Consider the following 15,136-nt stretch of genomic DNA (forward strand, 5'->3'; position numbering starts at 1 on the left):
CGGCGTTTAATTTCTGTTGATGCTTCTTTTACCACTACTTTTTTTGTGCGAAATCCGCAGCAAACTTTTTAATTTGATCGTTGGAAATGGAACGAACGCCTTCATCTACCACAATCCGGTAACGAAAAGTAATACTTTCACCTTTGTTAAGCTTTAGGTTTTTTGCAGATTTTCCATTTGTAAAAATCTTTTCGCCCAAAGGGTTTGCCGCAAATAATCCATATCCGCGGGCGTGCCAAAAAGTTGGATAATTTGGATTCTGCGGATGATCGATCATTACGATACTTACCGAATCACTGCCCATTTTACCATAAACTTTACACCAGTTACCTCTCGTGCTCCAGGCATCGTTTCCGGTTTTCCCTTCGCTGGTGATGTAATTTCCGTTTGCAACCTGGTCTGTTCCGCCTTTTACAATGGTTACATTTCCTTTATCATCAGTAAATTTCTGGTCTTCCGGATTTGGCATTTGCAGTTGATGCGCCAGCCTCAATCCTAATAAACCATCTTTTGCATCGTTAAAATTAACTTCGGTTTTTGCTTTTAAAGTCGTGGTGCGGTCAATAATTCGTTTGTGTCCAACCTGGCTAAATTCAAACTGTGTTATTTCTTCCAGCAGAATATCATTTTTCTGGTTCACCCAATTGGCATGATAAGTTAATACTCCTTTTGCACCACTTTTTATGTTGAGGATTTTATCGGTTTTAACCCAGCCGTACTGGCTTTTTTTCTCCTTTGGGATAGCGTAAGAATTGTTCCAGAAATCAAGTCCGTTTACATTTTCATAATTAAACCAGATACCGATATGGTGCGGATGATCTGTAGGATCTCCGGGTTTAGGATTTAACGGAAAACCTCTTGTAACATCTGTTCCTTCTACTGTATAAACCGGATACAAAACTGGTTTTTCTAAAGTATCGGGATATAAAAAACTGGTAAAAGGCTTTGAGCCGATAAAAACATCAATCTTATTTTTGCCAACTTCTTTTACAACTTTAACCACATCATAAGTTTGTGCAAAAGATGCAGAAGAGCCCATCATACTCAATACAAAAACGGTAACAAACTTAAATGAATTTTTCATGAATACTTCTTTTACCGGTTAAAATTTAAACACTTTGCCTCCGGCCATTACTTCCTGCGTTTTTTCGTCGAAAGTAACTTTTTGTCCCGTATGAACAGCAGCATTTGTCATGATGGTAGCGATAGAATGGCTATAACCAGCTTCAACAGGCGCATGAGGTTGTTTACGGCTTCGTACGCATTCCATCCAGTTTCTAACGTGTGCAGAAGTAAGTTTATCGCCGCCAGTATTTGCCGAAGCGATCACAGGTTCTGCTTCAGATAAACTTAATTCTGGTAGTAAGTTTGCCTGCATTCCCATTTCTGCTGCGTGTGCTTTGGTTAATCCGCCTTTTGGAGAAACTTTGTTGGTATTTAGATTGAGTTCGCCACCATTGGAATAATAAATTTCGGCAGGATTTTCATCTCCATTATGCATTCTGGAAGAGAAAGTAACCTGAAAACCAGTTGCAGGATCATTCATCGGGCCATAATCAAAAACGGCAGAAATCGTGTCCCAGTTTTTCCGTCCATCTTTCCAGGCATAAATTCCGCCATTAGCAACCACACTTCTTGGATGCTGCAAACCGCTGAACCAATGCACCGTATCAATCTGATGGCTCATCCATTGTCCAGGCAAACCTGAAGAGTACGGCCAGAACAAACGAAACTCCAGATACTTTCTGGCATCGAAAGTATCGTGCGGACGGTTCATTAAATAACGCTTCCAGTCTGTATCTTCTTCTTTTAACAAAGGCACATCTTTTGGCCGCCGCCATCTTCCCGGCTGGTTTACGTTCCAGGTTAATTCTACCATCGTTATCGGACCGAATTTCCCGGATTTTATAAAATTTTCTGCTGCCTGGTAGTTACTTCCGCTTCTTCTTTGCGAACCAATCTGTACAATTTTATTCGATGCTTTAATTGCTTTTAAAGCCGCGCGGTTATCTTCCATCGTTTCCGCAAATGGTTTTTCGCAATAAACATCACAGCCAGCTTTTACGGCTTCTATCGCATGTAATGCATGCTGAAAATCGGCTGTGCTTACAAAAACAGCATCCACCAGTTTTTTATCATACATTTCCTCATTGTTCCGGCAGGCTATCACGTCATGCCCCATTTTCTCTTTCCACAGCGCAGCGCCTGCTTCTCTCCTTTTATTCCAGATATCGGATACCGCAACCAAATCAAAATTCAGTTCTTTATAATGGTTCATAAAGCTGGGCACATGCGAACTTCTGTGCCTGTCGGAAAAACCAACCACGCCAACCCTTACCCGATCATTGGCACCGATAATCCTTTTGTAGCTTTTTGCACTCCAACTAACTTTAGAAACCATAACACCAGCACCGGCCAGCGCCGCTTGTTTAATAAAAGTACGTCGTGAATTTTTCATGTAATAGATTTGGTTTATAGTAATTCTTTGATTTTAATACTGCGGAAAGAAACCTGGTTGCCGTGGTCCTGTAAAAGCAAATGTCCGGCTTTTGCCTCGCCAAAGTTTGGCCAAACTTTATATTTGCTCATCGCTACTAAATCTTTAAACTCTTTTGACCCGCGTACATATTCCAGCACTTTTAGGCCGTTTAAATAATGTTCAACACGGTTATCAGGATAAACCACAACGCGGCCAATATTCCAGGCACCGATGGGATGGATAAAACGTTTTTGTTTATTTGCCGGAATCAGGTCATATAAAGAAGCTAAAGTCCGGTCTCCGTTTCTCCCAAGTTTTGCATCGGGATGAAGTTCATCATCCAAAACCTGGTACTCCAGACCGATGGCAGAACCTTCTGTTTTTTCATCCAGCGTTACAAAATACTTTACACCGCTGTTAGCACCGGGCGTTAAATTAAATTCGAAAGAAAGATCAAAAGCAGCATATTCTTTATGGGTAACAATATCACCTCCGTTTGCGGCTTCTTTTCCTTCGGAAGATAAAACTGTGATTAACCCGTTTGCTATTTTCCAGCCTTTTGTTGGAAAATAGCCGCCTTTTGCACTTTCCCATCCGGCAGAAGTTTTTCCATCAAACAAGAGTTTCCACCCGTGCTGCTGCTCATAAGCAGTTAAAAAATTAGGTACAAGGTTTGCTACATAAATATCCGCTGGAAAAGCACTTGGTTTAAGGTTAGAAGCCTGGATGCGGATATTTTTAAAATACACTTTTTTACCCGCGTTTTCTTTGGAAGTAACGGCGTGCACCTGCAAGCCGATAAAACCTTCGCGGTCCAAAGTATCAACAACATAAGCAACCGGAATATTATTGATCCAGGTTTTTGTTTCGTTGCCAATACACTCTACTTTAAAGTGATTGTATTGCCCGATTTTAAAAACTGTTTTAGCTTTTGGGTTTAAATCTAACGGATACAGCCATCCCCGCCTGTCTTCATCATAAATTCCACCCGACCAGCCTCTGGCGGAAGGATCAATTTCTACCTGTTTGCCAAAAACTTTTCCCTTGTGGCCTTCTGTATCAAAATGACTTCTGACCTGAATGCCCGAATTGCTTTCGGTGCTTTCAATTTTTGCGTCAAGCTCCAGTATAAAATCTTTATATGCTTCTTTTGTCACCAAAAAACTGTTACCTGAATTGGCAACGCTTGTACCAACGATTGCACCGTTTTCAACTTTAAAATCAGCAGTTCCGGCAGTTCTTTTCCAGCCGTTTAAAGTTTTGCCATCAAAAAGACTAATGGTTTGCGCTTTTAAAGGTTTTGGTATGATAAAAACAGCAACCAAAATTAACAAAGTTATCAAAATACATTTTCTCATCACAGTAAAGCAACAGCCCTTTGTTTAGCCTCTATTCATGCAGAGGTTATTCTGTTATTAAAATTAAGGCTAAACAAAACGGCATTGGCAAAAGGTTAATTTGCCTTTTAGGTTTATAATTGGTTTGGCAAAATAAATTACAAAACAATGCTAACAATTTTTATTGCTTATAGAAAGAAAAAATTTATTTTAATTTTTGCTGCCGGCCATGCTTCTTTTACCAACTAAAAATCTGAGAATAGATTTCAGGTTATTCCGTTAAAATCTTTCAAATTAGTTTATCTTGAACCCGTTAAATTCCATCATCTGCTTATGGCGCTGAATTACGTTTGGGTTGCTTTTTTTATCATTGCTTTTTTCATCGCTTTAGTTAAGCTGATTTTTTTTGGTGATACCGAAATTTTTAAACTTTTGGTTGATGGCATTTTTGATTCTACCAAATCTTCCGTAATGGATATTGCTTTGCCGTTGATTGGTACAATGGCTTTTTGGCTGGGCATTATGAATATCGGAGAAAAAGCAGGAGCAATCAACTTTTTATCACGTTTGGTTGGTCCGTTTTTTCATCGTCTTTTTCCTGAAGTTCCTAAAAATCATCCGGCAAACGGAGCCATGATGATGAATTTTTCTGCCAATTTATTAGGCCTGGATAATGCAGCAACGCCACTTGGTTTAAAAGCAATGGAAAGTTTGCACGAACTAAACCCGCAAAAAGATACAGCTTCCAATGCCGAAATTATGTTCCTGGTTTTGCACGCTTCCGGTTTAACTATTTTGCCGATTTCGATTATCGCGCAACGAGCAATTTTGGGCGCCCATGACCCTACCGATATTTTTATTCCTTGTATATTAGCAACTTATGTTGCCACACTTGCTGGTTTACTTACGGTTGCGTATAAACAGAAACTGAAACTTTTAGATCCGGTTGTGATTGGCTGGCTGGGCGGGATTACCCTGGTTTTAGCTGCTTTGGTGGCTTATTTTAAGCTTTATCTCGATAAACAGCAAATCAGCGAAGTATCAAAAGTAGCCAGTAACCTTATTCTGCTGGCCATCCCGGTGCTGTTTATTCTGGGCGCGCTCCGAAAAAAAATCAATGTATTTGAAGTTTTTATTGAAGGCGCAAAAGGCGGGTTGGAAACTTCCTTTCGGATCATCCCTTACCTGGTTGCCATGCTGGCTGCTATCAGTGTTTTTCGTGCTTCGGGCGCTTTGGGTTATCTGGTTGATGTTTTTAAATGGGGGTTTGGCCATCTGAACATGGATACCAGTTTTACCGAAGTGCTGCCTATCGGTTTTATGCGGCCTTTAAGCGGCGCAGGTTCGCGGGCAATGATGCTGGACAACATGAGGCATTTTGGTACAGATAGTTTTATTGGCCACTTATCCAGCGTTTTATATGGTTCTGCCGATACTACTTTTTACATTGTCGCTTTGTATTTTGGCTCTGTCGGGATCAAAAAAACACGCTACGCCATACCAGCCGGATTGATTGCAGATTTTGCAGGTGTGGTAGCCGCAATCCTACTTTCCTATTTATTTTTTGGTTGATGATGCTGTTTTTATCCCTGTAATTTAGGTAACCATTCTTTCCTTCTGTCGTACAAAATAATGCCAGCCATAACTGGTTTTTTTGTTCCTCAGTAAGAAAAATGAAAAAGACAGGAATACTTCTTTTACTGTGTATTTTTTTAAATCACTTAAAAACCAATGCACAAGATCACATGTATTCCGAGTTTTTCAACTCGCCGTTGTACTTAAACCCAGCGTTAACAGGGCAAATGGAGGGCGATTTCAGGATGAACCTGATTTATCGTAACCAGTGGGCTTCGCTTCCGGGAACCTTATCTTATTTAACTGCTTCGCTTGATTATAATGTGCCACGTTTTGGCGGCGGTTTGGGTTTGATGTTTACCCGTTCTGCGGAAGGTTCTGCTTATCTCACCAAAAACAATGTTTCCGGTTTATATTCTTACAGTGTTGGATCAGATAATTTTGTGTTATCGTTTGGTTTACAAGGAGGTATAACTAACCGGGTGATTGACTGGAGCAAGCTTATTTTTGATGATCAGCTTGATCAGAATATTGGTATTATCCCCGGCCAAAGTACTTCTGCCGAAGCACCAGCCTTTAACAACAAGTATTATTTTGATTCTGGCGCTGGTGTTTCTTTAACTTTAAACCGCTTATTGGTGGGTGCCGCTTTGCAGCATATTAACCGGCCAAACGAATCGCTGACCGGCTCAAAAGCTATTTTGCCCATGCGTACCGATATGCACATTAGCTATCGTTTGCCTTTAGACAGTTATGGCAATGATGATGATCAGGATGGTTCGTACATTATTCCTTCTGTTGTCGTTTACAACCAGGCAAAAGTGAGTTCGTACAATGCCGGGATCCAATATAAAAGGCGTAATATCAATGCCGGGCTTTGGTATCGTTCCAGCGGAAGTACCGGCCAGGAAGCCTTTGTGCTGACTTTGATTTTCGATTTGTTTATTAACCGGGAAGGTGGCGAGAAAGTCCGTTTTGGTGTGAGCCATGACGCCAATTATTCTAAAACCAATTACACCAATTCGGCAGGTACAACCGAAGGAAGTATTGGTTATGAAACAACGGTTCCTTCCCGCGATCAGGGTTCCAAAAAATTTCCGGGAGCCCGCAGGTGTTACGATTTTTATTAGCCTCACCCCAAAACCCTCTCCAAAAGGAGAGGGAGCAAGACAGATATAATCATCAAGTTCTCTCCTGAAGAAGATTTAGATAATGTTTTTGTAAGATATTAAGGATAAACTTATCTTTTTATCACTACTATCCCCTTTCTTTTTAAACTAAATGCTTCTTTTATCACCTAAATTTTTACGTTGTAAAAGAAGCATTTGCCGTTTGTTTATCTAAGTTCCTTCACATTAAATTAACATCCTCATAACCTCAATGTAACCTAATAATAACATTCAAGTAATGTTATAAAGCAACCTTTGTGTCAAAACACAGACACAATGAAAAAATTGTACCTACTCTTTTTTTCCTGCTACTTACTCTTCTCCGCAGGAAAAATACATGCACAAATTACCAGTGCCCAGATCAGTGGTAAAGTTACCGATCCGAAAGGCGTTACTTTGCCCGGCGTTTCTGTAATTGCTGTAAATACCAGTACCGGAACACGTTACGGAACGCAAACTAATCCGGATGGCCGTTACACTTTACCTAACATAAATGCTGGCGGCCCTTACACCATTACATTAACTTACATCGGGTTTAAGAAAACCGAACGTACCGGCCTCACCCTAAGCCTCGGTAATGCTACTTATAATTTTACGATGGCTGATGAAGCTACCACCTTAAAAGAAGTAACCGTAAGATCAACTGCAGGCGCACCAAAAACAGGTGCAGGAACAAGGATCAGCCAGAGCCAGATCCGTAATTTACCTACAGTAAGCCGGAGTTTGCAGGATTTAACGCGTACTACGCCGCAAAGCAGCAACAACTCTTTCCAGGGAACAAACTTTCGGTATAATAACGTAACGATTGATGGCGCGATCAATAATGATGCGATCGGTTTTAGTCCTTCTTTAGGTGGACAAACCAATCAATCCGGACAAGTTGGAAGCTCTACCCGAACCAATCCGGTTTCTATTGATGCCATTCAGGATATTCAGGTTTATGTTGCCCCTTACGATATTAAAATTGGCAACGTTCTAGGCGGAAGTATCAATGCGGTTACGCGCAGTGGAACCAATACTGTTACAGGTTCTGTTTATGGTTTTGGCAGAAATGCTTCTTTAATCGGTAAAAATAATATTCCGGCTAATGTTGGCGGAGACGGTGCAAAAGAACCAGGCGACTTCCATGAATATCAAACTGGTTTCCGTGTTGGTTTTCCCATCATCAAAAATAAATTGTTCTTCTTTACTAACGAAGAAATTACCCGTCGCCAGGACCCTGTAATTTTTGGTGCCGGGAGTGCTGGTTCGTCCAATATTCTTTCTTTACAGGATGCGCAAAACCTTACTGCTGCCTTTACAAAATATACGGGCGGTATTAGTCCGGGAACTTATGATAACACCTCCATCTATTCCCGTTCAAACAAATTCTTTAACCGTTTAGACTGGAACATCAACGATAATAATCAGTTAACCATCCGCAATAATTTTATCACTTCGGTTGCAACCAATTTAGAGCGCGATAACTTTAATTTTCGTTTTGGTGGGATTGATTATACTTCGCACAATAACTCCTCTTCTACTGTTGCCGAGTTAAAATCCAAGATTTCAACTTTTGCCAATAACAGCTTGGTTTTCGGTTATTCCAGTGTGCATGATTACCGTGACCCGAACTCTAATCCTGCCCTTCCGCAAATTGAAATTGCCGGCAATTCGCCTGGCACAACCATTTTTATGGGAACAGACAGAGAAGCTGCTATTTTTGATATGCAACAAAAAACAACAGAGTTTACCGATAACTTTACATTAACTACCGGAAAAAACACTTTCACTTTTGGTACGCACAACGAATTTTACAACATTACTTACAACTTTGTAAACTCCTGGAACGGCCGTGACAGTTACAGCAGTATTGCTAATTTCTTAGCCAATCAGCCAACACGTGTCCGTAATAATTATAATTATACTGATAATACACGCGATTACATTTTAGCTAATCCTTCAGCAAAATTTAATGTGAATTTATTGAGTTTGTACGGACAGGATGAAATCAATTTAACAGATAATTTTAAACTGACTGCAGGTGTTCGTTTAGATTATGCCGGTGTTCCTAATAAACAGCCTTTAAGCGATAAAACCACCAATGCACCGGTTGATCCAAATTATGGCACCACTTATACTTATACCAAGCCTAAAGATATTAAAAACCAATATTTGAACAATGTGGAGTTTAACCCGCGTTTATCTTTTAATTATGATATCAAAGGCGACCAAAGTTTAATTTTAAGAGGCGGCAGCGGTACGTTTACCGGCCGTATTCCTTTTGCCTGGTTTGGTTATGCTTTTTATAATAACGGTGTTACTTACGGTGCTTACGATAAAAACAACATCAACACTTCAACCAATGAAATTACACCCGGAACAAATCCAACTCAGGCTCCTGCAAATGGTGGTTTAGGTTTTGTAAATCAACAGAAAGACGCTAACGGAAATCCTCCTAACACAACAGCAAGTGGGCCAACACAAGTGGACTTAATTGACAATAATTTTAAAATGCCGCAGGTTTGGAGAAGCAGTTTGGCTTTGGATTACAAAACGGATGACCAGTGGAAATTTACGGTAGAAGGTATTTACACCAAAGTAATTCATGACCTGGTATTTAAACAGGTAAATATTGTTGATAATGTAGCTTACTATCCTTACGATACACAACATCAGCAACCAATTTTTGAATCTGCTCCTGCGCCAACAACTACAAATCCGGCTAACAGAACACAAGCTATTAATCCTTTATATACTAATGCTTACGAATTATCAAACACCAGCCAGGGTTTCCGTTACAGTTTAACTGGTCAGATTGAAAAATCTTTCCCTTTTGGTTTCACAGCTAATGTGGCTTATACTTACGGAAAATCGAAAGATGTAACCAACGGCATACGTAATTCGATGGAATCCAACTGGCAGTTAAACCAGGCTTTAAACCCGAACAATCCGCAGGCTGCTTATTCTAACTTTGATATCCGCCAACATATTGTTTCTACTTTAAATTACCGTTTGGTTTCTGGTGCTGCTAAAAACTTTGTTTCTAACTTTTCCATCTTCTTTAGCGCACAGTCCGGAACGCCTTATACTTTTGGTTTTTACAATACGGCCATCAACGGAACAGGTCAGCAGGTTAACTTAGCTTACATTCCTAACGTTGGCGAAACCATTAATTTCTTCAGTGCTACGCCTGCCAATCCTACTGCTACACAGTTAGCACAGGCAAATGCTTTTGATGCTTTTATCAACAGTAATGATTATTTAAGTTCACGCCGTGGTCAGTTTACAGAACGTAACGCAGCACGTACACCATGGAATACACAAGCAGATTTTCGTTTTGCCCAGGATTTTAATTTCGGAACGAAACACAAACAAACCATTACTTTCACTTATGATATCATTAACCTCACTGCTTTGCTGAACAAAAACTGGGGACATTATTACTTCTCTCCAAACACGTTCAATTCAACATCCAGTGTTGGTTTATCTAAAGCCACTACGCCAACTTATGCAACGGCTGCAACTACTTATCCAACTTATACTTTTAAAGATCCCGGTGTACCTTATGCTGTTGATCCTTTTCTATCCCGTTGGCAAATGCAGTTCGGCTTACGCTACAGCTTCTAATGCTACTTTTACGGCATAAAAAATCCGGCAGATTAACTCTGCCGGATTTTTTGTTTTGAAAGTGAAGGCTTTTAAAGTTATATTGAACGAAGTAGAAAAATCTTACAAAGTATGCTATTTTAAAAAGGATAGTAAAAAAGCTCTAAAAGCAAAAATCCCTTAACATTTCTGTTAAGGGATTTTTTTCGGGTGGGCGATGGGGCTCGAACCCACGACCCTCGGCACCACAAACCAATACTCTAACCAACTGAGCTACGCCCACCGTTTTGCTGGTACAAAAGTATAAATCTTCTGGTAATTGTCAAGTGATTTTATGCTGAAAATTTTCATGCTGTTTTTAACACTAAAAACTTCAGTAAAATCTACTTTTGTTGAGTATGATTGAAATTTTTACAGATGGTGCTTCCAGCGGAAACCCTGGTCCCGGCGGGTATGGTGCAATATTAAAGGCAGGCAGCCATTACAAAGAACTTTCGGGTGGTTTTAGAAAAACAACTAACAACCGAATGGAACTGTTAGCGGTGATAAAAGCTCTGGAAGCGATTAAAAAGCCTAATCAAACTATTACCATTTATTCTGATTCAAAGTACATTATTGATGCCATTGAGAAAAAATGGGTGTATGGCTGGATTAAAAAAGGTTTTAAAGACAAAAAAAACAAAGATTTATGGCTGCAACTGATGGAATATTTTAAGCTGCATCAAATCCGTTTGGTCTGGGTAAAAGGACATGCCGGGCATCCGGAAAACGAACGTTGTGATGAACTTGCCGTAGCCGCAGCAAAACAACCGGCTTTACCGGCCGATTTATTTTTTGAGGCCGAAGCTGCCAGAGAAAAACTATTTTAGGCGGATAAAAGAAGCATGCTGTTTTTACCCACCTAAAATTACTGGTTATTGAATATGCACCACGCCTTCAGCAGATTTTTTTGTTTTCTGCGGAGAAAACATCTGCATCATTTCTTCTGCTTTTTTTACCATATTTTCCGATCCGATAAAGATCGCAGAACGCTGGTGAAGCTCTTTTACATCTAAAGTTAAAATACGTTCGTAACCGTTTGTTGCCTTTCCGCCTGCCTGCTCAATAATAAAAGCCATAGGGTTGCACTCGTAAACCAAACGCAGCTTTCCGTTTGGCGCCTGTGCCGTAACCGGATAAATAAAAATTCCACCTTTGATCATGTTGCGGTGCAGATCGCCCACCATCGAACCAATATAACGTGAGGTGTATGGACGGTTGGTGGTTTTATCTTCTACCTGGCAGTATTTGATGAACTTTTTCACACCATCGGGAAAGTGCGTATAGTAACCTTCATTGATAGAATAAATGGTTCCGTCTTTTGGGATCTTCATTTCCGGGTGCGACAAACAAAACTCGCCGATAGAAGGGTCCAAAGTAAATCCGTTCACACCTTTTCCCGTAGTATAAACCAGCATCGTGGATGAACCGTAAATAATATAACCTGCGGCAACCTGTTCTGTTCCGCCTTGTAAAATATCATCAATTGTTGCATTTCCATCAGTTGATTTTCGCCTGTAAATAGAGAAAATCGTTCCTACAGCTACATTTACATCTATGTTGGAAGAACCATCCAAAGGATCAATGGCCACAATATACTTTGCGTTTTTAGAAATGTCAGAATTGATGGTAATATATTCATCATTTTCTTCTGAAATTACCGTGCAACACTCGCCGCCACTTTGCAAAGCACCAATAAACTGGTCATTAGCGTAAACATCGAGCAGCTTCTGCCCTTCGCCCTGAACATTTGTGGTTCCGGCTTCCCCCAAAATATTAACTAAACCTGCTTTATTTACTTCGCGGTTTACAATTTTGGCAGCGATACCAATATCGCGCAGCAAACGGGAAAGCTCTCCTTTTGCGTAAGGAAAATCTGCTTGCTTCTCAATGATGAACTGTCCTAAAGTTTTAATTTTTGACATAGGCTTAGTGTATTTAGTACGTTAAGGGTTTATAATTTCGATTGCCTCTAAATTATAAATTTTTTTTTCAGAAATACAAAATCTAAGTAAAGTTTGTATCCTGTGCCATCCTTGTTTGCCTGCTGCTCCGGGGTTTAGGTGCAAACAATTGATCTTTTTATCGAACATCACTTTTAAAATATGCGAATGGCCGCAGATAAATAATGCAGGAGGATTAGTGTAAATTTCTGGTTTTATGGCAAGATTGTATTTTCCCGGATACCCGCCAATATGCGTCATCCAAACATCCACTTCTTCACAAAAAAAACGAAGGTTTTTCGGGTAAACAATCCGCACGTCTTTTCCATCAATATTGCCATAAACACCACGCAAAGGTTTAAAAGCAGCAAGCTGATCGGCCAGTTCGATATTGCCAAAATCCCCCGCGTGCCAGATCTCATCAACAGAATCAAAATGTTTAAAAACGGCAGGGTCTAAGTAGCCGTGTGTATCAGAAATCAATCCGATTTTTTTCATGGTAAAAGAAGTATGGGTTGAAGTTAATGGATGATGGTTTATAGTTCATAGCTTAAAACCAAAACCAAATCAAAAGATTGTTAAGAAATCTTTTAACAGGTTTTGATAAGCTAAACTATAAACTTTTTGATCCTGATAAATGATAAAAGAAGCCTGTTCTGTTTTAGTTTGTTTTAAGCCGAAAGAAAGCAGGTAACGATGCGGAAGATCGTTTGCAAATGAAGAAACTGCAATTTCCTTCTGCAGAAATAAACTATTTTGTGCTAATCCTTTAACAACAGAAGCCGTTTTTGGAGGAAGGATGAGCCAAAAGCTGCCAGTTGATGCAAGAAATTTAGGAATGGTTTTGATCAGATTTTCAAAAAATTCAGGAACAGCATGTTTGGACAGCGTTTTGTTTTCCTTCGGGGAAGTTAAAGTATCCAGATAAAAAGGCGGATTAGAAACAATCAGATCGTATTGCTGATGCTTCTTTTGCTGCCAAAAATCTTCTATAGAAGTTTGATGTAAAGTAAGCCGGCCTGAAAAATTTGAATTTCTAAAATTTTTTTCAGCAGTTCTGGCTGAAGGCAGATCAATTTCTACCGCGTCAATTTGAGCATCAGGAAAACGTTGCGCTAACATTAAAGCAATTACACCAGTTCCGGTTCCGATGTCTAAAATTGTTTTGGGATTTTCTGCAGATGCAGTTGCGCCCAATAAAACGCCATCGGTATTGATCTTCATGGCACAATCTGACTGATCAACCAAGAACTGCTTAAACCGAAAAACAGGACCCATTATTTTTTAGGATAAAACAACATCAATTTTGCATTATTAAACGATAAATAAAGTCAATTGCCAATCCTGTAATACCTTTACCTTTAAAAAAGCCAATTGCTGTTTTCATTCAGCAACAATTATAACCTAATTTATAAACCATTATATGAATTTTAATACTTTAAAAATCGGAGTTTTATGCTTCACGTCGCTGCTTACATTTTTCGGTTGCGGAAAAGGAGCAGATTCAACTGTTGCTCCAACTACTACCACAACCACTACTACTACCACAACAACCACAACTACTACGCAAAGCAGTTTTAACATCAACACATCCTTAGTTACGGCTAACCCTACTTTTGAAGCTAATGCTTTGTATCAATTTATACGAAACAATTACGGTAAGAAAATCATCTCTGGCGTGATGACTTTAAATAGTTTTGATGAAACAGACTGGCTGTTACAAAATACTGGAAAGCAACCTGCCATAGTTGGATTGGACTTTATGCATTGCAACCGTGGTTATACCTGGTACAACAATAGCCAGCCAGCTAATGATGCCAAAACCTGGTGGGCAAAAAACGGCATTCCGATTTTTGTTTGGCATTGGCGCGACCCTTCCCGCGCAACAGAATCTTTTTATACCAAAAACACAACCGACCATACCGATGGGACTACTTTTGATATTACCCAGATAAACGATCCAAATTCTGCAGGTTACAAAGCAATGTTGAGCGACATTGATTTTGTAGCTACCCAGTTTAAAGTTTTACAAGATCAGAAAGTTCCGGTTTTATTTCGCCCTTTGCACGAAGCTGCAGGAGGCTGGTTTTGGTGGGGAAAAGATGCTGCCTCCTGCAAAAAATTATATCAGATTATGTTTGATAGACTAGTGAATTACTGGGGATTAAAAAACATCATCTGGGTTTGGACCCGGGAACCAAACGACGATGCTTTTTATCCGGGAGATGCTTATGTTGATATTGTAGGACGCGATATTTATAAAGATGGCGATCACACTTCCCAAATCTCAGAATTTACTACTTTAAATGCTTTGTATGGCACTAAAAAAATGATCACGCTTAGCGAAACTGGCTCTTTTCCTGATCCTGATAATTTAGTTAAAGATAAGGCTTCCTGGTCCTGGTTTATGCCCTGGTATGGCGATTATACCCGGAACAGTAAATACAATTCGCTTGATTTATGGAAGAAAACTTTTGCAAGTGATTATGTAATTACTTTGGATAAAATGCCTTCGTTGAAACAGTAAAACTTGTTGGATGAATTAGAAAAAGGCTTGACTGGAGAAAAACCGGCCAAGCCTTTTTAGTTTACTGATACTGTTTTTATCGCCTATATTTCATACAATTCCAACGGCAAACCATCCGGATCAGCAAAAAAAGTAAAACGTTTTCCGGTAAATTCATCTACCCGGATCGGTTCTGTTTGTACATTTTTTGCCGATAAAAACAGTATCGCTCCCTCTATATTTGTTACTTCAAAAGCCAGATGCCGCAAACCAGCCGCTTCGGGCCGCGAAGGACGAGCTGCAGGATCAGGAAAAGAGAAAAGCTCGATCTGGTATTTCCCGGCAACTTTTAAATCCAGCTTCCAGGAATTCCTGGCTTCTCTAAAAACTTCATGTTCTACTTCAAAACCTAAAACTTCTGTGTAGAATTGTTTGGAAACCTGGTAATCGGAACAAATGATGGCTACATGATGGATGCTATTTATTTTCAGCATAAATTA

General features: G+C 39.7%; 12 protein-coding genes and 1 tRNA gene. 5 read left to right on the top strand and 8 right to left on the bottom strand.

Features of this window, described 5'->3' with window-relative positions:
• Positions 1–34 precede the first annotated feature (34 nt).
• The 3 genes from GO621_RS16485 to GO621_RS16495 are packed head-to-tail and all read right to left on the bottom strand — an operon-like array spanning position 35 to position 3,837.
• On the bottom strand, positions 35–1,084 hold the full coding sequence (locus GO621_RS16485; RefSeq protein ID WP_157569047.1) for a DUF6807 domain-containing protein: 1,050 nt from the start codon (positions 1,082–1,084) through the stop codon (positions 35–37).
• A gap of 18 nt (positions 1,085–1,102) precedes the next feature.
• Entirely contained in the window at positions 1,103–2,458 is a 1,356-nt protein-coding gene (locus GO621_RS16490) for a Gfo/Idh/MocA family protein (protein WP_157569049.1), read from the bottom strand.
• 14 nt (positions 2,459–2,472) lie between these two features.
• Positions 2,473–3,837: a 3-keto-disaccharide hydrolase gene (locus GO621_RS16495; RefSeq protein WP_157569051.1), complete on the bottom strand. Its 1,365-nt coding sequence runs from the start codon at positions 3,835–3,837 to the stop codon at positions 2,473–2,475.
• 312 nt (positions 3,838–4,149) lie between these two features.
• Here GO621_RS16495 and GO621_RS16500 point away from each other — a divergent pair, with 312 nt between their 5' ends.
• From GO621_RS16500 to GO621_RS16510, 3 genes are all read left to right on the top strand, one after another.
• Positions 4,150–5,388 carry a nucleoside recognition domain-containing protein gene (locus GO621_RS16500; RefSeq protein ID WP_157569053.1) on the top strand — a complete coding sequence of 413 codons (1,239 nt, stop codon included), beginning with the start codon at positions 4,150–4,152 and terminating at the stop codon, positions 5,386–5,388.
• A gap of 101 nt (positions 5,389–5,489) precedes the next feature.
• Positions 5,490–6,521 carry a PorP/SprF family type IX secretion system membrane protein gene (locus GO621_RS16505; RefSeq protein WP_157569055.1) on the top strand — a complete coding sequence of 344 codons (1,032 nt, stop codon included), beginning with the start codon at positions 5,490–5,492 and terminating at the stop codon, positions 6,519–6,521.
• A 315-nt stretch (positions 6,522–6,836) separates the two neighbouring features.
• Complete coding sequence (locus GO621_RS16510; RefSeq protein ID WP_157569058.1) at positions 6,837–10,169, top strand: TonB-dependent receptor; 3,333 nt, start codon at positions 6,837–6,839, stop codon at positions 10,167–10,169.
• 188 nt (positions 10,170–10,357) lie between these two features.
• On the opposite strand, the gene GO621_RS16515 is transcribed toward GO621_RS16510, so the two are convergent.
• A tRNA-His gene (locus GO621_RS16515) sits at positions 10,358–10,431 on the bottom strand.
• 115 nt (positions 10,432–10,546) lie between these two features.
• On the opposite strand from GO621_RS16515, the gene rnhA reads away from it, so the two are divergent.
• On the top strand, positions 10,547–11,017 hold the full coding sequence (gene rnhA / locus GO621_RS16520) for a ribonuclease HI (protein WP_157569060.1): 471 nt from the start codon (positions 10,547–10,549) through the stop codon (positions 11,015–11,017).
• Positions 11,018–11,062: 45 nt separating this feature from the next.
• On the opposite strand, the gene fbp is transcribed toward rnhA, so the two are convergent.
• The 3 genes from fbp to GO621_RS16535 all read right to left on the bottom strand — a co-directional run bounded on the left by fbp (position 11,063) and on the right by GO621_RS16535 (position 13,354).
• Positions 11,063–12,112, bottom strand: coding sequence for a class 1 fructose-bisphosphatase (fbp, locus tag GO621_RS16525; RefSeq protein ID WP_157569062.1), 1,050 nt, complete (start codon positions 12,110–12,112; stop codon positions 11,063–11,065).
• A gap of 21 nt (positions 12,113–12,133) precedes the next feature.
• A complete protein-coding gene (locus tag GO621_RS16530) occupies positions 12,134–12,628 on the bottom strand; it encodes a metallophosphoesterase family protein (protein WP_157569064.1) in 495 nt (164 codons plus the stop codon).
• Between the two features lie 69 nt (positions 12,629–12,697).
• Positions 12,698–13,354, bottom strand: coding sequence for a tRNA1(Val) (adenine(37)-N6)-methyltransferase (locus GO621_RS16535; RefSeq protein ID WP_232335689.1), 657 nt, complete (start codon positions 13,352–13,354; stop codon positions 12,698–12,700).
• A gap of 199 nt (positions 13,355–13,553) precedes the next feature.
• On the opposite strand from GO621_RS16535, the gene GO621_RS16540 reads away from it, so the two are divergent.
• Complete coding sequence (locus tag GO621_RS16540; protein ID WP_157569068.1) at positions 13,554–14,657, top strand: glycosyl hydrolase; 1,104 nt, start codon at positions 13,554–13,556, stop codon at positions 14,655–14,657.
• A gap of 83 nt (positions 14,658–14,740) precedes the next feature.
• Here the strand turns inward: GO621_RS16540 and gloA2 are convergent, their stop codons facing one another.
• Positions 14,741–15,130: an SMU1112c/YaeR family gloxylase I-like metalloprotein gene (gloA2, locus tag GO621_RS16545; protein ID WP_157569070.1), complete on the bottom strand. Its 390-nt coding sequence runs from the start codon at positions 15,128–15,130 to the stop codon at positions 14,741–14,743.
• Between the last annotated feature and the right edge of the window lie 6 nt (positions 15,131–15,136).

Origin of the sequence: Mucilaginibacter arboris (genome assembly GCF_009754915.1) — a bacterium.
Lineage (GTDB): Bacteria > Bacteroidota > Bacteroidia > Sphingobacteriales > Sphingobacteriaceae > Mucilaginibacter_A > Mucilaginibacter_A arboris.